We start from the raw sequence: 21,138 nt of genomic DNA, 5'->3' as shown, positions 1-21,138 counted from the left end.
AATGCAAGGCTCCCGAGCGCCTCCCATTCGTCAAGAGGCGGCTAACGGCGGTTGTATCCGGCCCATTTTTGCGCCACTTTACGTTGAGTTGTGCGAGCGCGCCTTGGGGAAGGCAAAAATGAGCGTCGTTACCAGTTCGGCCAACTTGGTTGGAATTACGGGTATCGCCCGGCGACTGGTGCTGGACGGCGCTCTGGAGGAACAGCCCGCCCGCGAGGCCATGGCTGCAGCAACGGCCGAGCGCAAGCCGCTCGCGACCTATCTCAGCGAAAAGCGCCTGGTATCGATGGCCCAGCTGGCCGCGGCGAACTCGCACGAGTTCGGCGTGCCGCTGTTCGATGTGCTCGCGCTGGATCCCAACCAGTCGGCCATCAAGCTCGTCGACGAGGAACTGGTCCGCCGGCACAGCGTGCTGCCGCTGTTCAAGCGCGGCAACAAGCTGTACATCGGCATCTCCGACCCGACCAACACCCAGGCCCTGGACGAGATCAAGTTCCAGAGCAACATGGCGGTCGAGGCCATCCTCGTCGATGCCGACAAGATCCATCGGACCATCGAGCAATGGCTGGCCACCGCCGACGCCCTCAACGAGGCGATGGGCGAGTCCGAAGACTTCGAGAAGCTCGAGGTCAGCGGCGGCGAGGAGGACCTGGGCGAAAGCGGCGTCGACGCCAAGGGCGACGACACCCCGGTCGTCAAGTTCGTCAACAAGGTCCTGGTGGATGCGATCCGCCGCGGCGCGTCGGACATCCACTTCGAGCCCTACGAAACCGAATACCGCGTGCGCCTGCGCATCGACGGCCTGCTCAAGCAGGTGGCGAAGGTGCCGGTCAAGCTGTCGCAGCGCATCGCCGCGCGCCTGAAGGTCATGGCGCAGCTGGATATCGCCGAGAAGCGCGTGCCGCAGGACGGCCGCATCAAGCTCAACCTGAGCAAGACCAAGCAGATCGACTTCCGCGTCAGCACGCTGCCCACGCTGTTCGGCGAGAAGATCGTGCTGCGTATCCTCGATGCCGGCGCGGCCAAGCTGGGCATCGACAAGCTCGGTTACGAGGATGACCAGAAGCGCCTGTTTCTCGATGCCATCCAGAAGCCGTACGGGATGGTGCTGGTCACCGGCCCGACCGGCTCCGGCAAGACCGTCTCGCTGTATACCGCGCTGAACATCCTCAACGACGAGCAGCGCAACATCTCCACGGTCGAGGATCCGGTCGAAATTCGTGTACCGGGCATCAACCAGGTGCAGATGAACGTCAAGCGCGGCATGACCTTCGCCGCGGCGCTGCGCAGCTTCCTGCGCCAGGACCCGGACGTGATCATGGTCGGCGAAATCCGCGACCTCGAGACCGCCGAGATTGCCGTCAAGGCGGCGCAGACCGGCCACATGGTGCTGTCGACGCTGCACACCAACGACGCGCCGCAGACCATCGCCCGCCTCATGAACATGGGCGTGGCGCCCTTCAACATCACCTCGTCGGTGACGCTGGTGATCGCGCAGCGCCTCGCCCGGCGCCTGCACGACTGCAAGCGCGAAGTGCACGTTCCCGAGCATGCGCTGCTCGCAGAAGGCTTCACCCACGAGGAAATTGCCGCCGGCCTCAAGGTTTACGAGGCCGTTGGGTGCCCCGACTGTACCGAGGGCTTCAAGGGCCGCACCGGCATCTACCAGGTGATGCCGATGAGCGAGGAGATCCAGGCCATCGTCCTGGAAGGCGGCAACGCGATGAAAATCGGCGAAGCGGCCCAGAAGGCAGGCATCCGCGACCTGCGCCAGTCCGCCCTCCTCAAGGTCAAGAACGGCATCACCAGCCTCGCCGAAATCAACCGAGTCACCAAGGACTAAACCATGTCCGCATCCCGTACCGCTGCCAAGGCCACCGTCCGCCTCGACTCCCTTCAGACTTTCGTCTGGGAGGGCACCGACAAACGCGGCATCAAGATGAAGGGCGAGCAGTCCGCCAAGACGGCGAACATGGTTCGTGCCGAATTGCGTCGCCAAGGCATCACCCCTCAGGTGGTCAAGGTCAAGGGCAAACCGCTATTCGGGGGCGCCGGCAAGACGATTACTCCTGGCGACATTGCTGTTTTCAGTCGTCAGATCGCGACCATGATCAAGTCCGGCGTGCCCATCGTGCAGGCCCTGGAGATCATCGCTGGGGGTCAGAAGAACCCAAGGATGAAGAACCTCGTGAACGCCATCCGCGAGGACATCCAGGGCGGCTCTTCGCTCTACGAGGCACTGGGGAGGCATCCGGTGCAGTTCGACCAACTCTTCCGCAACCTCGTCAAGGCGGGCGAAGCAGCGGGCGTGCTGGAGACCGTGCTGGACACGGTCGCGACTTACAAGGAAAACATCGAAGCGCTGAAAGGCAAGATCAAGAAGGCGCTGTTCTATCCCGCCATGGTGGTTGCGGTCGCGATCATCGTCAGCGCGATCCTCCTGATCTTCGTGGTCCCGACCTTCGAGGACGTGTTCAAGAACTTCGGCGCCGACCTGCCGGCCCTGACTCAAGTGGTCGTCAGCATGAGCCGGTTCATGGTCAGCTGGTGGTGGCTGATGCTGATCGTCGCCGTGGGTACCGGCGTCGGCCTGATCATGCTCAAGAAGCGGTCGCAGGCATTCGCCGACTTCCTCGACCGGGCGGTGCTCAAGATCCCGGTCATCGGCCAGATCCTGCACAATTCCGCCATCGCCCGCTTCGCGCGCACGCTGGCGGTGACCTTCAAGGCCGGCGTGCCGCTGGTGGAAGCGCTCGACTCCGTCGCCGGCGCTACCGGCAGCAAGATCTACGAAAAGGCCATCTATCGGATTCGCGACGACGTGTCGGTCGGGTATCAGCTCAACATGGCGATGAAGCAGGTCAACCTCTTCCCGCACATGGTCATCCAGATGGCGGCCATCGGCGAAGAAGCAGGTGCGCTGGACACCATGCTGTTCAAGGTCGCCGAGTTCTACGAGCAGGAAGTCAACAACGCGGTCGACGCACTCTCGAGCCTCATCGAGCCCATGATCATGGTGTTCCTGGGCACGGTCGTGGGCGGCATGGTCATCGCCATGTACCTGCCGATCTTCAAGCTCGGCGCGGTCGTGGGCTGATAACGGGGACTCTCCTACAAAATGGCATTCCTCGACCAGAACCCCGCCATCGGCTATCCGCTGGTGGCGGGCTTCGGGCTGCTGGTGGGCAGCTTCCTGAACGTGGTGATCCTGCGCCTGCCCAAGCGGCTGGAGTGGGAGTGGAAGCGCGACGCGCGCGACGTGCTGGAACAGCCGGAGGTCTACGATCCGCCGCCGCCCGGGATCGTCGTCGAGCGCTCGCACTGCCCGCACTGCAAGCACCAGCTGAGCTGGTACGAAAACATTCCGGTGTTCAGCTGGTTGGCGCTGCGCGGCAAGTGCCGCAACTGCAAGGCCCCGATTTCCATCCAGTACCCGCTGGTGGAACTGCTCACGATGCTGCTGTTCGTGGCGGCCGTGTGGCGCTTCGGATTCGGCTGGCAGGGGTTCGGCGCGATCGTCTTCAGCGGATTCCTGATCTCGATGTCCGGCATCGACCTGCGCACGCAGTTGTTGCCGGACAGCCTGACGCTCCCGCTCATGTGGCTGGGCCTGATCGCGGCGTCCGACAATCTGTACATGCCGGTGAAGCCGGCCCTGCTAGGCGCCGTCGCGGGCTACGTGAGCCTCTGGTCGGTGTGGTGGGTGTTCAAGCAGCTCACCGGCAAGGAAGGCATGGGCCACGGCGACTTCAAGTTGCTGGCGGCGATCGGCGCCTGGACGGGGCTCAAGGGCGTGCTGCCGACCATCCTGCTGTCGTCCCTGGTGGGCGCCATCGTCGGGTCGATCTGGCTGGCGGCGAAGGGGCGCGATCGCTCGGTGCCGATTCCGTTCGGGCCTTATCTCGCTGTCGCCGGCTGGGTCGTGTTCTTCTGGGGCCAGGACCTGGTCGACGCGTACCTGCGCTTCTCGGGCATCCGGTAGGAGCGCCCCCACGGGCGCGACCCGCGTTGTCGCCTCGTTCGCAGCGTGTGCGGCTCCTGCACCGAAGGGGCGATGCGATGCACGTGCTGCGCTACTCCGATTTCCGAAGGAACGACGTGGGCGCGACCGCCTCGCCGCGACGCATTCGCGGCCAAGGGCCGCTCCTACGATAATCGCGGCATGAGCGACTACATCATCGGCGTGACTGGCGGCGTCGCTTCGGGCAAGAGCGAGGTGACGCGGCGCTTCGAGGCGCTGGGCATCGTCGTGGCCGATGCCGATCTGGCGGCCCGTGCGGCCGTGGCCCCGGGTTCCGAAGGACTCGCGGCCGTCGTGGAAGTCTTCGGGGCATCGGTGCTGGGCCCCGACGGCAGCCTGGACCGCGCGGCGATGCGGCAACGCGTGTTCGGCGACGAGGCCGCGCGACGGCAGCTGGAAGCGATCGTGCATCCGCTCGTGCGCGCGCAACTCCATCGCGAATGCGAGCAGGCGCGCGGTCCTTACGCGATCGCCGCCATCCCCTTGCTGGCCGAAGGTGGTGGTCGTGCGGCCTACCCCTGGCTGCAGCGCATCCTGGTGGTGGACGTCGCGGCCGATGTGCAGCGCGCCCGGCTCGTGCAGCGCGACGGCATCGACCCGGCGCTCGCCGGGCGGATGATTGCGGCACAGGCGACGCGGGCGCAACGGCTCGCGATCGCGGACGACGTGCTCGTCAACGACGGCACGCTGGAGTCATTGGACGCGCACGTGCGCGCCCTGGATCGACGCTATCGCGAGCTGGCGACGTCGCAGTCCGGGGCTTGACGCTTAAGCGGCCGGCCACAGGCCGCGGATGGCGGCGACGCCCTGCGCGCCATGGCGGCGCGCTTCGGCGATATCGTCCGGCGTCAGGCCGCCGATGGCGTAGATCGGCAACGCAACCGACTCGCGCATTGCCGCGAATGTCGCCCACCCCAGCGGCATCGCGTCCGGGTGGCTGGCCGTCGGTTTGATGGCACCGACGACTGCCCAGCCACAGCCCAGCGCCTGCGCGAGGCGAAGTTCTTCCAGCGTGTGACACGACGCGGCGACCGGCAGGTCGCGCGGGAGCGGACGCTCCGCCAGCGTGCGCAGCTGCGAAGCCCGCAGGTGCAGGCCGGTTCCGAGCGCCTGCGCCAGCTCCGCATCCGCATTGACCAGCACCTGGGCCCCCGCTTCCCGGCAGACCGCGACCGCCTGGCCCGCCAGCGTCCGCCAGCGTCCGCGCTCGCAGGCCGGTGCCCGCAAATGCACGCGGCGGATACCCGCGGCGAGCGCCCGCTCCAGCGAGGCCAGCCAGGTAGCGTCTTCTTCGCCCCCGGGTTCGGGCGTAACGAGATAGCAATCGGGCTGGGTCAATGCCGCCACGACCGGAACATCCGCGGGCGGCATCGGGTAGTCGGCCAGCTTGTGCGGCGGGACCCAGGCGAGCGCCTGGCCTTCCAGGCCGCGAACGGTCCCGGTCCAGGCGCGGATGTCGTAGACGTCCAGGCACAGGCGCTTGTGCGGGTAGGCCTGCGGGACGCGGATGACGCGGTCGCCGGGCTCCACGGCGATGCCGAGTTCCTCGCGCAGCTCCCGCTTCAACGCGGCTTCCGCGGTTTCGCCGGCCTCGTGCTTGCCGCCGGGGAATTCCCACAGGCCGGCCAGGTCGCGGCCTTCGGTGCGGCGGGCCAGGAGGATGCGGCCGCGTCGGTCGCGGATGACGCCGGCGACGACTTCGATCACGCGGGGCGCGCCGGCGGGAGCCGTCGCGGCCGGAATCGTCTCTTGCTTGGCGGTTGGCATGGACAGGGTGTGGGCGCCTCGCCCCTCATCCGCCCCTTCGGGGCACCTTCTCCCGCGTGCGGGGAGAAGGAGATCGGTTAATGGCCGGTTAGCTCGGGAATCGCCGGGCTCAGGCGAGCTGGCCGTGGCAATGCTTGTACTTCTTGCCGCTGCCGCAGGGGCACGGATCGTTGCGGCCGATGTTGGCGAATGCGGCGTTGGCGGTCTCGGACTGCACGCGCGCGGCTTCCTCGTCGGCACCGAGGCCGCCCATGTCCGGATGCTGGAACTGCATCTGGCGCGCCTGTGCCTCGGCGGCGGCGCGCTCCTGCGCTTCCATCGCCGCAATCTCTTCCTCGCTGCGGATGCGCACGCGCGCCAGCAGCGTGACGACTTCGCGCTTGACCTTTTCCAGCATGTCGCTGAACAGCTCGAAGGCTTCCTTCTTGTACTCCTGCTTCGGCTGCTTCTGTGCGTAGCCGCGCAGGTGGATGCCCTGGCGCAGGTAGTCCATGCGCGCGAGGTGCTCCTTCCAGTTCTGGTCGAGCACGTTGAGCATGATGTGCTTCTCGAGCAGGCGCATGGTCTCCGGACCCAGCTGCTGCTCGCGATCGCTGAAATGCTTCGCCACCACGTCCTGCACGCGGCGGGCAATGGTCTCGGCGTCGATTTCCTTCGCCGCGTTCACTTCATCCACCAGCGCGATGGAGACGCCGAACTCCTGCTCGATCGCCGCCTGCAGGCCGGGGATGTCCCACTGCTCGTCGATCGATTCGGCCGGGACGAAGCGCGTGACGATGTCGTTGACCACGTCCTCGCGGATGCCGTCGATGTTCTCCTGCACGCTCTCGGCTTCGAGCAGCTCGTCGCGCTGACCGTAGATCACCTTGCGCTGGTCGTTGTTGACGTCGTCGAAGTCGAGCAGGTTCTTGCGGATGTCGAAGTTGTGGGCCTCGACCTTGCGCTGCGCGCCGGCGATCTGCTTGGTGACCAGGCCCGACTCGATGACGTCGTCCTCCTTCAGGCCCATGCGCGCCATCGCCTTCTGCACCCAGTCGGCGGCGAAGATGCGCATCAGGTTGTCTTCGAGCGACAGATAGAAGCGCGAGGAACCCGGGTCGCCCTGGCGACCGGAGCGGCCGCGCAGCTGGTTGTCGATGCGGCGGCTTTCGTGGCGTTCGGTGCCGATGATGTGCAGGCCGCCGGCAGCCTTGACCGCGTCGTGGCGGGCCTGCCATTCGGACTTGAGACGCTGCTTCGTCACCTCATCGATCTCGCCGCCGTTGGCGGCTTCGTGCGTGGCGATCTCGGCTTCGAGCGAACCGCCCAGCACGATGTCGGTACCGCGGCCGGCCATGTTGGTGGCAATGGTGACCGCGCCCGGGCGACCGGCCTGGGCGACGATGTGCGCCTCGCGTTCGTGCTGCTTGGCGTTGAGCACTTCGTGCGGAATGCCGGCAGCGCGCAGCTGCTCGCTCAGCATTTCCGACACTTCGATCGAGGTCGTGCCGACCAGCACCGGCTGCTGGCGCTTGTTGGCCTCGCGGATCTCGTTGATCACCGCGCGGAACTTGCCGTTGCGGTTGAGGAACACGGCATCCGGATGGTCCTTGCGGATCATCGGGCGGTGGGTCGGGATCACGATCACTTCCAGGCCGTAGATGCTCTGGAATTCGTAGGCTTCCGTGTCCGCCGTACCGGTCATGCCGGACAGCTTCCTGTACATGCGGAACAGGTTCTGGAAGGTGATCGAGGCGAGCGTCTGGTTCTCGCGCTGGACCGGCACGCCTTCCTTCGCTTCGACAGCCTGGTGCAGGCCGTCGGACCAGCGACGGCCGGCGAGCGTGCGGCCGGTGAATTCGTCGACGATGATCACTTCGCCGTCGCGCACGATGTAGTCGACGTCGCGCTGGTAGATCGCATGCGCGCGCAGTGCGGCGTTGAGGTGGTGGACGACGCTGAGGTTCTGCGCGGCGTACAGGCTGTCTTCTTCGGCGAGGATGCCGGCCTTGCGCAGCAGTTCCTCGGCGTGTTCCTGGCCGGCTTCGGACAGGTGGACCTGCTTGCCCTTCTCGTCGACCCAGTAATCGCCCTCGCCTTCCTCGGTCGCCTGCCGGGTGAGCGAGGGGACGATGCGGTTGACCTTGATGTACAGCTCCGGCGATTCGTCGGCCGGGCCGGAAATGATCAGCGGCGTGCGCGCCTCGTCGATCAGGATCGAGTCGACTTCGTCGACGATCGCGTAGTGCAGGCCGCGCTGGAAGCGGTCTTCCTTCGACAGCGCCATGTTGTCGCGCAGGTAGTCGAAGCCGAATTCGTTGTTGGTGCCGTAGGTGATGTCGGCCGCGTAGGCGGCGTGCTTGTCCTGATGCGGCATGCCCGGGTAGACGACGCCGACGCTCAGGCCGAGCCAGTTGTACAGCTTGCCCATCCACGCCGAGTCGCGGCGGGCCAGGTAGTCGTTGACGGTGACGACGTGGACGCCCTTGCCTTCCAGCGCGTTGAGGTAGGTCGGCAGGGTCGCGACCAGGGTCTTGCCTTCGCCGGTGCGCATTTCGGCGATCTTGCCCAGGTGCAGGACCATGCCGCCGATCAGCTGGACGTCGTAATGGCGCATGCCGAGCACGCGCCTGGCGGCTTCGCGGCAGACGGCGAAGGCTTCGGGCAGGAGCTTGTCGGTGGTTTCGCCGTTGGCGATGCGCTGCTGGAACTCGGGCGTCTTGGCCTGCAGTTCGGCGTCGGACAGCTTCTGCATCTCCGCCTCGAGGGCGTTGATCCTGTTGACCGATCGTTGCAGCTGGCGGAGCAGGCGTTCGTTGCGGCTACCGAAGACGCGGGTAAGCAGGCTGTTGAGCATGATTGGGGCCGAAATGTTTTTCTTGGGTCGGGTTCGATGCGGCGTCGCGCCGTTCGTTCCCGCAAAAAGGAAAAAGGGCGCCGGGCGCCCTTTCTGGCACGTCGATTGTAGCTGGTGGCGCCCCCCCGCGGTTGCAAGGGTGCCGCCATCACCAATTTGAACGGGCGGCCTGAGCAAACAAAAACGGCGCGATCCGGGGATCGCGCCGTTTTCGAGTGTCCTGCGGCCCTCAGCCGTTGACCAGCGGCGAATGCTGGCTGAGGAACTTGCGCGGATTCACCGCCTGCCCGTTCTTCCACACTTCCAGGTGCACGTGGGCACCGGTGGAACGGCCAGTGGAGCCCGCCTTGGCGACTTCCTGCCCGGCGCGGACCAGTTCGCCGACGCGGCGTTCCAGACGCGAGTTGTGGGCATAGCGCGTGACATAGCCGTTGCCGTGGTCGATCTCGATCACGTTGCCGTAGCCCGAACGCACGCCGGAATAGCTGACCACCCCGTCGGCCACCGCGAGCACGGGATCGCCCACGTCGGCTTCGAAATCGATGCCCTTGTGGAACTGGCTGCCGCCGACGATCGGGTCGACGCGGCGGCCGAAGCCGGAGGTGATGTAGCTGTCGGCGATCGGCTCGCGCGACGGCACGGAGTTCATGTCGAGCTGGCGGTTGAAGAGCATGGATTCCAGGACCGACAGCTGCTCACCGCTGTAAGCGAACTGCCGGTTGAGTGTGTCCAGGCCTTCGCGCAGCTCCGGCTCGGAGATGTCGCGGATCGGGCCGGTACCGCCGACGCCGACCGGCTTGTCGAAGTTGAATTCGCCGTCCTGCAGCTGGCCGATGCGGGTCAGGCGCTCGCCCAGCGCATTGAGGCGGTTGGCTTCGGCCTGCAGTTCGCCCAGGCGCGCGGCCAGGGCATTGATTTCGCGCTGCGATTCGCGGTGGGCAGCGGCGAGTTGCGCCTGCTGGTTGCCCAGCTGCATGCGCAGGCTGGCGGTACCGGCGAACCCGGCGGCCCCGCCCGCCAGGAAGCCCACGCCCAGCAGCATGCCGATGACCAGTGCGGGCCGGCGAGCGCCGAGTCCGCTGATCGAATCGATGAAACGCGCCAGGGGCTTCTTGCGGAATTTGTTTACGATGAGTGGATGGGTCATTTCTACGATGTCGGTTCTTGACGTGTCCAAGCCTTCCGTACCGCGTCGTCCATCGGGTCCGCAGGCGGCGCTCGAAGCGCTGCTTGCCGATCCGTCCGGCGACCCGATCCGAAGAGCACTCTGGCTCGACGGGCTGGACCGTCAGTTGCGTCCCCTCCTGCCACCGGCGCTGGCCCCGCATGCGCGGCTGGCCAACTTCGAACGCGGCAGGCTCGTTTTCGTCGTCGATGCGCCGGTCTGGCGGGCCAAACTTCGGCTCGCCGCTCCCGGGCTACTCGACGCAGCCCAATCCATCGGACTTGAAGCAACCGAACTCGTGGTCAAATCGACCGTGAGTCCGCCGGCGGGAGCGGCTTCGCCACCCCTGGCGAATGTCCGTTCCCGACCGATGTCGAAGGCGGCGCACGAAGCCCTGCAGGCCGCGCTCGCATCGCTCCACAAACCCGACCCTTCGGATTCCGGCGACGCCTCTTGACCGCTTCCCGACCCGTTCTCCGTTTTACTGTCGAACCGGCCAAAACTTCGGACCGGCGCATGCTAACGGCCTAATCCCCTGATTTTGTTAAGAATTGGGAAGCCAGTTGGCAGAATTGCGTTAGCAATTCGTTAAAGGTCAACGAACTGTTCACGTCTGTGACCGGGGTCGCGCTGGGGGATTTCCCCTATGCCTCCCCTTCGCCGCCCCGCGCCCGTCGAAACCGGCCAAGCCCGCTGACGGGCGCGCACGATGCTGCATCGCGCCACGCGTGGGCGCGAAGCCAGTGTTGGATCGAGTGCCCCCGAACGGGGCAGCTCTCAGACCGTGAGCGGCGATCCGTAGGCGACGGGAGCCGGATGGGCTTCGTCCACGAACGTCACTTCCTCCCAGGCCGAGCGTTCGGCCAGGAGTGCGCGGACGAGCTTGTTGTTGAGCGCATGCCCGGACTTGTAGCCCTCGTAGGCGCCGATGATCGGGTGGCCGGCCAGGTACAGGTCGCCCACGGCATCGAGGATCTTGTGGCGCACGAATTCGTCGGCGTAACGCAGGCCGTCGTCGTTGAGGACGCGGAATTCGTCCAGCACGATCGCGTTGTCCATCGAGCCCCCCAGGCCCAGGTTGCGTTCGCGCATGTATTCGAGGTCGCGCATGAAGCCGAAGGTGCGGGCGCGGCTGACTTCCTTGACGTAGGACGCCGTCGAGAACTCCACCTCGGCCCGCGACTGCGACGCCGGGATCGCCGGATGGTCGAAGACCACGGTGAAGCCGATGCGGAAACCGTCATGCGGCTCGAAACGGGCGACCTTGTCGCCGTCGCGGACTTCGACCGGGTGCTTGATGCGGATGAAGCGCTTGGGCGCTTCCTGTTCCTTGATCCCCGCCGACTGCAGCAGGAACACGAACGGACCGGCGGACCCGTCCATGATCGGCACTTCCGGCGCGGACAGGTCGATATAGCAGTTGTCGATGCCCAGGCCCGCCAGCGCGGACAGCAGGTGTTCGACGGTCAGGACCTTGCCGGCACCGCAGCTCAGGCCGGTGCACAGCACGGTTTCGGTCACGAGCTCCGCGCGCGCGGGGACTTCGACCACGGGGTCGAGGTCGATCCGGCGGAACACGATGCCGGCATCGACGGGAGCCGGACGCAGCGTGAGAAAGACCTTCTCGCCGCTGTGCAGGCCCACGCCGGTGGCGCGGATCACGTTCTTGAGTGTTCGCTGGCGGAGCATGGATTCGGTGTCAGCCCTTGGATCGGAGGATCGGGACTTTTCTTGTCGGAAGCACGGGCGCAGGGGCGCTCGGGCGGGCCGCAAGGTTAACACGCAGGTCGCTGAACCTTAACGGAAATGACATTCCCACGGAATGAGTTTCCCGGCGACTGTCACGCTTTCCGGGTGACCCGATCGGGGGGCCGGACGGAAAAAGCCGGTCGACCAGGTCGACCGGCGCAAGATCCCCGGGCGCAGGCGCCCGGAGCCTAGGGTTCATCGGCCGGGGACGAGTCCGGCCGGTGAGGCGACGCGGGTCCGTAGGGCGGGTCTTGACCCGCCTTGCGGATGTCGGCGGGTCGAGGACCCGCCTACGACAGCATCAATCCGCCTGGCGGCGCAGGAACGCCGGGATGTCCAGGTAGCTGTCGCTGCCGCCGAAATCGGCAACCGCCGGGCTCGACTCGCTCACCCGGCTGCCGCCGCGCAGGCTGCCCGCGAAGGACGGCGGCCCCTGGTACCCGTCGGACACCGCGTCGACCGGCAGGCCGGTCGTGCCATCGCGCTTGACCTGGGTACGAACCAGCTCGACCTGGGGACGACGCGAGGGCAGCTCGTCGAAGCTCGCCCGGTCCATGCCGGTGCGGATCGGCTGGCGTGCGACCGCGCGGTTGAGGCCGGTGGCGACCACGGTGACCTTGACCTCGTCCTGCATGTCCGGATCGAGCACGGTGCCGATGACGACGGTGGCGTCTTCGGAAGCGAAGTTCTCGATGGTGCGGCCGACCTCGTCGAACTCGGCCATGGTGAAGTCCGGACCGGCGGTGATGTTGACCAGGATGCCGTTGGCGCCAGACAGGTTGACGTCGTCGAGCAGCGGGTTCTGGATCGCGGATTCCGCCGCGGCCTGCGCGCGGTCGTCGCCGCGGGCGGAACCGGTGCCCATCATCGCCAGGCCCATCTCGCTCATCACGGTGCGCACGTCGGCGAAGTCGACGTTGATCAGGCCCGGGCGCACGATCAGGTCGGCGATGCCCTGCACCGCGCCGAGCAGTACGTCGTTGGCGGCGCGGAACGCCTGGATCATGGTCGCGTTGCGGCCGAGCACGGTGATCAGCTTCTCGTTCGGGATCGTGATCAGCGAGTCGCAATGGTGCGACAGCTCCTCGATGCCCTTCAGCGCGACCTGCATGCGGCGGCGACCTTCGAACGGGAACGGCTTGGTGACGACGGCGACGGTCAGGATGCCCATCTCCTTCGCCAGCTGCGCCACGACAGGCGCCGCGCCGGTGCCGGTACCGCCGCCCATGCCCGCGGTGATGAACACCATGTCGGCGCCCTGCAGCGCATCCATGATGCGTTCGCGGTCTTCCAGCGCGGCCTGGCGGCCGACTTCCGGATTCGCGCCCGCGCCCAGGCCCTTGGTGACATTGCTGCCGAGCTGCAGCTGCAGCTTCGCGCCGCAGTTCTTGATCGCCTGCGCGTCGGTGTTGGCGGTGATGAATTCCACGCCATCGACGCTGCCGTTGACCATGTGCGCCACGGCGTTGCCGCCGCCACCGCCCACGCCGACGACCTTGATCACCGCGTTGGGGGCCATCTTTTCCATCAATTCGAAATGTGCCATGTCCTCGTCCTCTTCTTATGTGTTGCTGTGATTGATCGGGGATGCCAGTTGTTGCCCGTTCGCCCTTCCGCCTGCCACCATGCGCCGCGCCGTCGCGGCGTCACGCAAATCAGAATTCGCCGCGATACCAGCTCTTGAGCCGATTGAAGAAGCTGCCCGCGCGGCCCGTTGAAATCGTCGGCCGGCGCGGGTTCTCGATCTGGCTGCCCATGAGCAGCAGGCCGACGCCGGTGGCGTGCACCGGGTTGCCGACCACTTCGCCCAGGCCGGTGACGTGCTGTGGAATGCCCACGCGCACCGGCATCTGCAGCATCTCTTCGGCCAGTTCGACCACGCCTTCCATCTTCGCGGCGCCGCCGGTAAGCACCATGCCGGCGCGCACGTGCTGCTCGAAGCCGCTGCGGCGCAGCTCGGCCTGGATCATTTCGAAGATCTCCTCGTAGCGCGCCTGCACCGCCTGCGCGAGCGACGCGCGCGGCATGCGGCGCGGCGGGCGATCGCCGACGCTGGGGACCTGGATCGACTCCTCCGCCGTCGCCATCTGCGCCAGCGCGCAGGCGTAGCGCACCTTGATCTGCTCGGCTTCCGGCGTCGGCGTGCGCAGCATGTGCGCGATGTCCTCGGTGACCTTGTCGCCGGCGATCGGCAGGCTCGCGCTGTGCGCGATCGCGCCCTGCACGAACACCGCGATGTCGGTGGTGCCGGCGCCGATGTCGACCAGCACCACGCCGAGTTCGCGCTCGTCGCTGGTCAGCACCGCGGTGCTCGACGCGAGCACGCTCAGCACCAGGTCGTCCACCTGCAGACCGCAGCGCTGCACGCACTTGCTGATGTTCGCGGCCGCCGACTGCGCGCACACCACGAGGTGCGCGTGCACTTCCAGGCGCACGCCGGTCATGCCGACCGGATTGCGGATGCCTTCCTGCGAGTCATCGAGCACGTAGTCGCGCGGGATCGCGTGCAGGATCTTCTGGTCGGCGGGGATCGCGACGGCCTTGGCCGCCTCGAGCACGCGATCGAGGTCGGCGTAGGTCACCTCGCCGTCGCGGATCGGCGCGATGCCCTGCGAGTTGCGGCACTGGATATGGCTGCCGGAAATCGACGCGTATACCGAGCGGATCTCGCAGCCCGCCATCAGCTCGGCCTCCTCGATCGCGCGCTGGATCGACTGCACCGTCGACTCGATGTCGACGACCACGCCGCGCTTGAGGCCGCGCGATTCGTGCGAGCCGATGCCGATCACCTCGATGGGTGCGCCGGGCGAATACTCGCCCACCAGCGCCACCACCTTGGAGGTGCCGATGTCGAGGCCCACGATCAGCGATTTGTCGCCCTTGCGATTCATGTATTTCCCTGCACTTGCGGCGCATCGATGGAAGCAGCGGGCGGAGCCGGCTTCCACGTCAGCGCGAAACCATTGGTGTAACGAAGATCGGCGCGCGCCAGCTGCTGCGTGTTCTGGGTCAGCAACTGCGGCAGCAGGCGCACGAAACGGTCGAGTCGCGCCCGTGCCTCGGTGCGGCCGACCACGACCACGGCGTCGTTGGCGAGACCCAGCGACCAGCTGCCGCGCGGATCCAGCGTGACTTCGCGTACGCCGACGCCCACCTTGGCGAACAGCTCGCGCGACGTGTTGTAAAGCTCGACCACGTCGCGCGTGCGCGCATCGGGGCCGTCGAACTGCGGCAACCCCTTCGGTATCTCGATGCCCTTGGCCGGGAACAGGCGGCCGTGCTCGGACAGCACGCGATCCGCGCCCCAGCGCGCGAACGGCTTGTGTTCGACGACGCGCACTTCCAGCACGTCCGGCCAGCGCTTGCGCACTTCCGCGCTCTCGACCCACGGCAGTTTCGCGACGGCTTCCTGCGCGGCCTTCAGGTCGACCGCGAAGAACCCGCGCTGTGCATACGGCAGCAGGGTCTGGCGCAGCAACGCACCGTCGACGCGGTGGAATTCACCGGTCGCCTGCAGGCGGGTCAGCGGCCAGTGGTTCGCGCCGACCCAGCCGTTGAGCACGGCGGCGACCGGCAGCACGACCAGTGCGACCGCGAGGACCCAACCGACGATGCGCAGCAGCGCGTTCATTCCGGCGCCACCTCCACGGTCTGCTCGAGAATGCGCCAGCACAGTTCCTCGAAGCCGATACCGACCTGGCGCGCGGCCTTGGGCACCAGCGAATGGCTGGTCATGCCCGGCGCGGTGTTCACCTCGAGCAGGTAGAAGGCACCGGTGGCGCGGTCGCGCATGACATCGACGCGACCCCAGCCGGTGCAACCGGCGGCGAGGAACGCGGCCAGCGCGATCCGGCGGATTTCCGCCTCAGCGTCGCCTTCCAGGCCGGGACACAGGTACTGCGTGTCCTCGGCAATGTACTTTGCGTTGTAGTCGTACCACTCGCCCTTGGGCACGATGCGGACCGATGGCAGAGCCTGGTGCGTGACGCCGTCGCCGAGCACGGCCACGGTGAGTTCGTCGCCGACCACCATCTGTTCCATCAGCAGCTCGCCCGGGTAGCGCGCGGCGAGTTCCACGGCCGATTCCAGATCGGCATCGTTGAACACGCGCGACACGCCGACGCTGGAACCTTCCGACGACGGCTTCACGATCACCGGCAAGCCGATGGCGCGCGCCGCGGCGTGCACGTCCGCCCCCTTGGGCAGGCGCGCGTAGCGCGGAGTGGGCAGGCCGAGCGACAGCCACACCTGCTTGGTGCGGATCTTGTCCATCGCCAGCGCCGAGCCCAGCACGTTCGAGCCGGTGTACGGCACGCCCAGCGCTTCGAGTAGCCCCTGCAGCGTGCCGTCTTCGCCGCCGCCCTTGTTGCCGTGCAGGATGTTGAACACGCGATCGACCGCGCCGCGCCGGATCTCCTCGATCAGCGCCGGAATGCCGTCCACCGCGAACGCATCGACGCCGCGCGCGCGCAGCGCTTCGAGCACGTTGCGGCCGGAGTCGAGCGACACCTCGCGCTCCGCGCTGGTGCCGCCCATCAGCACGGCGACGCGACCGAACACGGCCGGGTCGCCGATCCGCGGTGCGGCGAAGTTCTGGGAAGCCGGCACGTTCACTTCGCTTCTCCGAAACCGTGGGCCGCGATCTGCTGCGCGGCGTGGCCAATATCGCCCGCGCCCATCATCAGCAGCAGGTCGCCGTCGTTGAGTACGTCGGGGAGCACCGCGGCGAGATCGGCCGCGGCGTTCACCACGATCGGATCGACGCGGCCGCGCGTGCGGATCGCGCGCGCGAGCGACTTGGCGTCGGCGCCGGCGATGGGCGCTTCGCCTGCCGGGTACACCTCGGTCAGCACGAGCGTGTCGACCGTCGACAGCACGGCGGCGAATTCGTCGAACAGATCGCGCGTGCGGCTGTAGCGGTGCGGCTGGAAGGCAACGACCAGCCGGCGGTCCGGCCAGCCGCCGCGCGCGGCGGCGAAGACCGCTTCGAGTTCCTTCGGATGGTGGCCGTAGTCGTCGACCAGCTGCACCGTCGCACCCTTCGCGGTGGTGGGCTGCGCGAGCAGGTTGAAGCGGCGGCCGATGCCGGCGAACTTCTGCAGCGCGCGGCCGATAGCATCGCTCTCCACGCCGAGCTGCCAGCCGACGGCCGCGGCGGCCAGCGAGTTCTGCACGTTGTGGCGACCCGGCAGCGCCAGTTCCACCGGCGTGCGCGAACCGTCCGGCAGGCACAGCGTGAAGCGCATGGCTCCGCCGTGCTGGGAGACGTCTTCGGCGCGCACGTCGGCGTTGTCGGCGAAGCCGTACGTCATGACGTGACGCGTGGTGTTGGCGGCGAGTGCGGCGACTTCGGGATCGTCGATGCACAGCACCGCCAGACCATAGAACGGCAGGTGGTGCAGGAATTCGTCGAACGCCTGCTTCACCTTGGCGAAGTCGCCGCCGTAGTTCTCCAGGTGATCGGCATCGATGTTGGTGACGATGGCGATCTGCGGATTCAGGCGCAGGAAGCTGCCGTCGCTTTCGTCGGCCTCGGCCACCAGCCAGTCGCCCTTGCCCAGGCGCGCGTTGGCGCCGGCCGCGAGCAGCTGGCCGCCGATCACGAAGGTGGGATCGTTGCCGCCTTCGGCCAGCACGCTGGCGGTGAGCGAGGTCGTCGTGGTCTTGCCGTGGGTGCCGGCGATGGCGATGCCGCGCTTGAAGCGCATCAGCTCGGCCAGCATTTCCGCGCGCGGCACGATCGGAATGCGCTGCGCCCGGGCCTCCATCAATTCGGGGTTGTCGCGCCGGATCGCGGACGACACGACGATGCAGTCGGCGCCGAGCACGTTCGGCGCCGCGTGACCGCGCATCACGTTGATGCCGAGCGAGGACAGGCGCCGCGTCACTGCGTTGTCGGCCATGTCCGAACCCGACACCTTGTAGCCCAGCGTGCACAGCACTTCGGCGATGCCGCTCATGCCGACGCCGCCGATGCCGACGAAATGCACGCGCGCGCCGGCGCCGCCACTGGCGATCAGGTCGCCGGCGTGCTGCTTGCGATGGCGTGGCTGCGGGCTCATGAATGTTCCTTGTTCGATTGTTCGGGCACTGCTTCGCTCAATACGACGGCGGCGACGCGCTCGGCGGCATCCGGTTTGGCCAGCGCGCGCGCCGCCTTCGCCATCGGCAGCAGTAGGTCGCGCTCGCCGAGGATTTCCAGCGTCGCGGACAGACGCTGCGCCAGCTCGTTGACATCGCTGCCCTGCGGCAGCAGTTGCGCTGCATTGCGATCGACCAGGAACTGCGCGTTCTTGGTCTGGTGGTCGTCCACTGCCTGCGGGAACGGCACCAGCACGCTGCCGACACCGACCGCGCACAGTTCGGCGAGCGTGAGCGCGCCGGCGCGGCAGATCACGATGTCCGCCCAGGCGTACGCGGCGCCCATGTCGGCGATGAAGGGCTCGATCGACGCCGCGACGCCGGCCTGGCCGTACGCCTGCTCGGCGTCGGCGCGCAGCTTCTCGCCACACTGGTGGCGGATCTCGAAACGGAGCGCGGCCGGCAGTGCAGCGATGGCCTTCGGCACCGCGGCGTTCAGCGCACGCGCGCCCTGGCTGCCGCCGAGCACGAGCAGGCGCAGCGGGCCTTCGCGACCGGCAAAACGCTGCTCCGGCGGCGGCAGCGCGGCGATTTCCGCGCGCACGGGATTACCGACGACTTCTTCCGTTGCAAAGGTCTGCGGGAAACCGGTCAGCACGCGGCGCGCGAATTTCGCCAGCACGCGATTGGTCATGCCCGGCGCGCGGTTCTGCTCGTGCACGATCAGCGGAATGCCGGCGAGCTTCGCCGCCAGCCCACCCGGACCCGCGGCGAAACCGCCGAAGCTGACGACCGCGCGCGGCTGACGCTGGCGCAGCGTCCGACGTGCGGCATTGACCGCAGCCAGCAGCTTGAACGGCGCAGCGAACAGCGTCGCGACGCCCTTGCCGCGCACGCCGCGCACCGCGATGGTGTCGATGGCGATGTCGTGCTGCGGCACCAGCCGCGTTTCCATGCCGCCTTCGCTCCCGAGCCACAGCACCGGCACGTCGTGCGCGCGCAATGCCTTGGCCACGGCCAGGCCGGGAAAGATGTGACCGCCGGTGCCGCCGGCGAGAATCATGACGGGGCGCGAACCGGCGGCTGGCATCGTCGTGCTCATGCCGTCCTCCCGAACGCCTTGTCGAACACCGGTTCGACCCGTTGGCGCAGGCGGCTGGTGCCGCGGGCCTCGGCAGTCACGACCGGCAACGGTTGCGTGGTGGCGGGCATGGCGGCCGCGGGCATCGCCGCTTCACCGCGCAGGCGCGCCACCTGGCGCTGCGCGCGGTCGAGTTCGAACGAGACGCGCAACAGCACGCCCAGCGCGGCGCAGGTCAGCAACACGCTGGAGCCGCCGGAGGAGATCAGCGGCAGCGTCAGGCCCTTGGTCGGCAGCAGGCCGAGGTTCACGCCGATCGAAACGAAGCTCTGCAGCGACATCCACAACGCGATGCCGAAGGCGACATAGCCGGCGAAGTGACGGCGCATCTCCACGCACTTCAGCCCGATCCAGAACGCGCGGCCGGCCAGCGCCGCGTACAGCGCGATGATCGCGAACACGCCGACGAAGCCGAGCTCTTCGGCGATCACCGCGAGGATGAAGTCGGTGTGCGCTTCGGGCAGGTACGACAGTTTCTGCACCGAAGCCCCGAGGCCAACGCCGAACCATTCCCCTCGCCCGACGGCCATCAACGCGTTGGTCAGCTGGTAACCGCTGCCGAACGGATCCGCCCACGGATCGCGGTACGACACCAGGCGCTGCACGCGGTACGGCTCCATCAGGATCATGCCGGCCAGCAGCGGCAGCACGCACAGCACCGGCAGCAGCATGCGCGGCAGGTTGACGCCGCCCAGTACCAGCATGCCGGCGGTGATCGCGAGGATCAGCGCCGACGAGCCGAAATCCTTGTGGATCACCAGCAGGATGCCGACCAGCGCACCGGCGACGCCCAGTGCCTTGATCATCGCGCGCCAGGTCGCGCTCACTTCGTCGCGGAAGCGCGCTAGGAAGCTGGACAGCCACACGATCAGCATCAGCTTCACCGCTTCGACCGGCTGGAAGGTCAGCAGGCCGAGGTTCAACCAGCGGCGCGCGCCTTTCGCCGTCACGCCGATGCCCGGCACCACCACGAGCACCAGCAGGAGCAGGCACACCAGCGGGAACCACTGCGCGTACTGTTCGATCGTCTTCATCTCGGTACGCATGGCCGCATAGGCCAGGGCGACGCCGAAACCGAGGAACACCAGGTGACGCACCAGATAGTGGAAGGGACCCGCATCGCGGCCTTCCGCGATGGCGATCGACGCCGAGCCGACCATCACCACGCCCAGGCAGGCAAGCACGCACGCGACGCCGATCAGCCACGCGTCGTAGCGGCCGCCGATCTCGTCGAGTCGCGTTGCCTGTCGCTGGCTGGTGGCGGTCGTGAAGTCGTTCATCAACGTACCTTCAGCGTGGCCAGGCCGATCAGGACCAGGATCACCGAGATGATCCAGAAGCGCACGATGACCCGCGGTTCGGGCCAGCCCTTCAGCTCGAAGTGGTGGTGGATCGGCGCCATGCGGAACACGCGCTTGCCGGTGAGCTTGAACGACGCGACCTGGATCATCACCGAGAGCGTCTCGATGACGAAGATGCCGCCCATGATCACCAGCACCAGTTCCTGGCGCACGATCACCGCGACCGTGCCCAGCACCGCGCCGAGCGCGAGCGCGCCGATGTCGCCCATGAACACCATCGCCGGATAGGTGTTGAACCACAGGAAGCCCAGGCCCGCGCCGGCGATCGCCGCGCAGATGATCACCAGCTCGCCCGCGCCTGGGACCTGCGGGATCTGCAGGTAGTTGGAGAACACCGCATTGCCCGAGGCGTAGGCGAACACGCCCAGCGCGCAGGCGACCAGCACGGTCGGCATGATCGCCAGGCCATCGAGACCGTCGGTCAGGTTCACCGCATTGGAGAAGCCCACGATCCACAGGTAGGCGATCGCGATGAAGAACACCACGCCGCCAATGCCGACCAGCGGCAGGGCGACGTTCTTGAAGAAGGGAATGTAGAGCGTGGTCGCCGACTGCACGTCCGCCGTGTAGTACAGGAACAGGCCGGCGCCGAGGCCGATGATGGACTGCAGGAAATACTTGGTGCGCGAGCGCATGCCGTTGGGATCGCGCTTGACGATCTTGATCCAGTCGTCCCACCAGCCGATCGCGCCGCACGCGGCCATCACCGCGAGCACCAGCCACACGTAGCGGTTGCGCAGGTCACCCCACAGCAGGACCGAGGCGAGGATGGTGATGAGGATCAGCGCACCGCCCATGGTCGGCGTGCCGGCCTTGGAAAAGTGCGACTGCGGGCCTTCCTTGCGGATCGGCTGGCCGCCCTTGAGCTGCGCCAGGCGACGGATCACCGCCGGGCCCCACCACAGCGACAGGAACAGCGCCGTCAGCGCGGCGAGGATGCCGCGGAAGGTGAGGTAGCCGAACAGGCCGAAGAGGCTTTGCAGCTGTTCGAGCCAACGGAAGAGTTCAAGCAGCATG

At 67.3% G+C, this 21,138-nt stretch carries 16 protein-coding genes and 1 pseudogene; 5 read left to right on the top strand and 12 right to left on the bottom strand.

From position 1 onward, the window contains the following. The first annotated feature begins 118 nt into the window (after positions 1–118). From pilB to coaE, 4 genes are all read left to right on the top strand, one after another. Positions 119–1,843, top strand: a complete 1,725-nt coding sequence (gene pilB / locus ACFPN1_RS10715) for a type IV-A pilus assembly ATPase PilB (protein WP_386754956.1) — start codon at positions 119–121, stop codon at positions 1,841–1,843. 3 nt (positions 1,844–1,846) lie between these two features. Beyond that, a complete protein-coding gene (locus ACFPN1_RS10710; RefSeq protein ID WP_386754954.1) occupies positions 1,847–3,097 on the top strand; it encodes a type II secretion system F family protein in 1,251 nt (416 codons plus the stop codon). A gap of 21 nt (positions 3,098–3,118) precedes the next feature. Continuing rightward, positions 3,119–3,982, top strand: coding sequence for a prepilin peptidase (locus ACFPN1_RS10705; RefSeq protein WP_386754953.1), 864 nt, complete (start codon positions 3,119–3,121; stop codon positions 3,980–3,982). Between the two features lie 180 nt (positions 3,983–4,162). Beyond that, positions 4,163–4,786 carry a dephospho-CoA kinase gene (gene coaE / locus ACFPN1_RS10700; RefSeq protein ID WP_386754952.1) on the top strand — a complete coding sequence of 208 codons (624 nt, stop codon included), beginning with the start codon at positions 4,163–4,165 and terminating at the stop codon, positions 4,784–4,786. Between the two features lie 3 nt (positions 4,787–4,789). Here coaE and ACFPN1_RS10695 read toward each other — a convergent pair whose 3' ends face one another. From ACFPN1_RS10695 to ACFPN1_RS10685, 3 genes are all read right to left on the bottom strand, one after another. Beyond that, positions 4,790–5,788: a Nudix family hydrolase gene (locus ACFPN1_RS10695; RefSeq protein WP_386754951.1), complete on the bottom strand. Its 999-nt coding sequence runs from the start codon at positions 5,786–5,788 to the stop codon at positions 4,790–4,792. Between the two features lie 109 nt (positions 5,789–5,897). Next, positions 5,898–8,624, bottom strand: coding sequence for a preprotein translocase subunit SecA (secA, locus tag ACFPN1_RS10690; RefSeq protein WP_386754950.1), 2,727 nt, complete (start codon positions 8,622–8,624; stop codon positions 5,898–5,900). Positions 8,625–8,853: 229 nt separating this feature from the next. Beyond that, positions 8,854–9,771 carry a M23 family metallopeptidase gene (locus ACFPN1_RS10685; protein WP_386754949.1) on the bottom strand — a complete coding sequence of 306 codons (918 nt, stop codon included), beginning with the start codon at positions 9,769–9,771 and terminating at the stop codon, positions 8,854–8,856. A gap of 7 nt (positions 9,772–9,778) precedes the next feature. On the opposite strand from ACFPN1_RS10685, the gene ACFPN1_RS10680 reads away from it, so the two are divergent. Continuing rightward, positions 9,779–10,246 (top strand): DciA family protein, encoded by a 468-nt coding sequence (locus tag ACFPN1_RS10680; RefSeq protein WP_386755249.1) that lies wholly within the window; start codon positions 9,779–9,781, stop codon positions 10,244–10,246. Between the two features lie 320 nt (positions 10,247–10,566). Here the strand turns inward: ACFPN1_RS10680 and lpxC are convergent, their stop codons facing one another. The 9 genes and pseudogenes from lpxC to mraY form a co-directional block, all read right to left on the bottom strand. Then, positions 10,567–11,478: a UDP-3-O-acyl-N-acetylglucosamine deacetylase gene (lpxC, locus tag ACFPN1_RS10675; RefSeq protein ID WP_386754948.1), complete on the bottom strand. Its 912-nt coding sequence runs from the start codon at positions 11,476–11,478 to the stop codon at positions 10,567–10,569. Positions 11,479–11,839: 361 nt separating this feature from the next. Beyond that, positions 11,840–13,084: a cell division protein FtsZ gene (ftsZ, locus tag ACFPN1_RS10670; RefSeq protein ID WP_386754947.1), complete on the bottom strand. Its 1,245-nt coding sequence runs from the start codon at positions 13,082–13,084 to the stop codon at positions 11,840–11,842. A 109-nt stretch (positions 13,085–13,193) separates the two neighbouring features. Next, positions 13,194–14,429, bottom strand: a complete 1,236-nt coding sequence (gene ftsA / locus ACFPN1_RS10665; RefSeq protein WP_386754946.1) for a cell division protein FtsA — start codon at positions 14,427–14,429, stop codon at positions 13,194–13,196. Continuing rightward, the gene (locus tag ACFPN1_RS10660; protein ID WP_386754945.1) at positions 14,426–15,169 is read right to left on the bottom strand and encodes a cell division protein FtsQ/DivIB; all 744 of its coding nucleotides are present in this window, start codon (positions 15,167–15,169) and stop codon (positions 14,426–14,428) included. Before ACFPN1_RS10660 ends, ftsA begins: the two co-directional genes overlap by 4 nt. Beyond that, the gene (locus ACFPN1_RS10655; RefSeq protein WP_386755248.1) at positions 15,166–16,146 is read right to left on the bottom strand and encodes a D-alanine--D-alanine ligase; all 981 of its coding nucleotides are present in this window, start codon (positions 16,144–16,146) and stop codon (positions 15,166–15,168) included. Before ACFPN1_RS10655 ends, ACFPN1_RS10660 begins: the two co-directional genes overlap by 4 nt. A gap of 2 nt (positions 16,147–16,148) precedes the next feature. After that, positions 16,149–17,600, bottom strand: coding sequence for a UDP-N-acetylmuramate--L-alanine ligase (gene murC / locus ACFPN1_RS10650; RefSeq protein ID WP_386754944.1), 1,452 nt, complete (start codon positions 17,598–17,600; stop codon positions 16,149–16,151). A 29-nt stretch (positions 17,601–17,629) separates the two neighbouring features. Next, positions 17,630–18,721 (bottom strand): annotated as a pseudogene (murG, locus tag ACFPN1_RS10645) (undecaprenyldiphospho-muramoylpentapeptide beta-N-acetylglucosaminyltransferase); the annotation flags it as partial. Beyond that, positions 18,718–20,040 carry a putative lipid II flippase FtsW gene (gene ftsW, locus ACFPN1_RS10640; RefSeq protein WP_386754943.1) on the bottom strand — a complete coding sequence of 441 codons (1,323 nt, stop codon included), beginning with the start codon at positions 20,038–20,040 and terminating at the stop codon, positions 18,718–18,720. The pseudogene murG and the gene ftsW, both read right to left, overlap by 4 nt. Continuing rightward, positions 20,040–21,137 (bottom strand): phospho-N-acetylmuramoyl-pentapeptide-transferase, encoded by a 1,098-nt coding sequence (mraY, locus tag ACFPN1_RS10635; RefSeq protein WP_386754941.1) that lies wholly within the window; start codon positions 21,135–21,137, stop codon positions 20,040–20,042. Before mraY ends, ftsW begins: the two co-directional genes overlap by 1 nt. Between the last annotated feature and the right edge of the window lies 1 nt (position 21,138).

It is taken from the genome of Lysobacter yangpyeongensis (assembly GCF_042655745.1).
In the GTDB taxonomy this organism is placed as follows: domain Bacteria; phylum Pseudomonadota; class Gammaproteobacteria; order Xanthomonadales; family Xanthomonadaceae; genus Agrilutibacter; species Agrilutibacter yangpyeongensis.
This window is presented reverse-complemented; position numbering and strand designations above follow the sequence as displayed.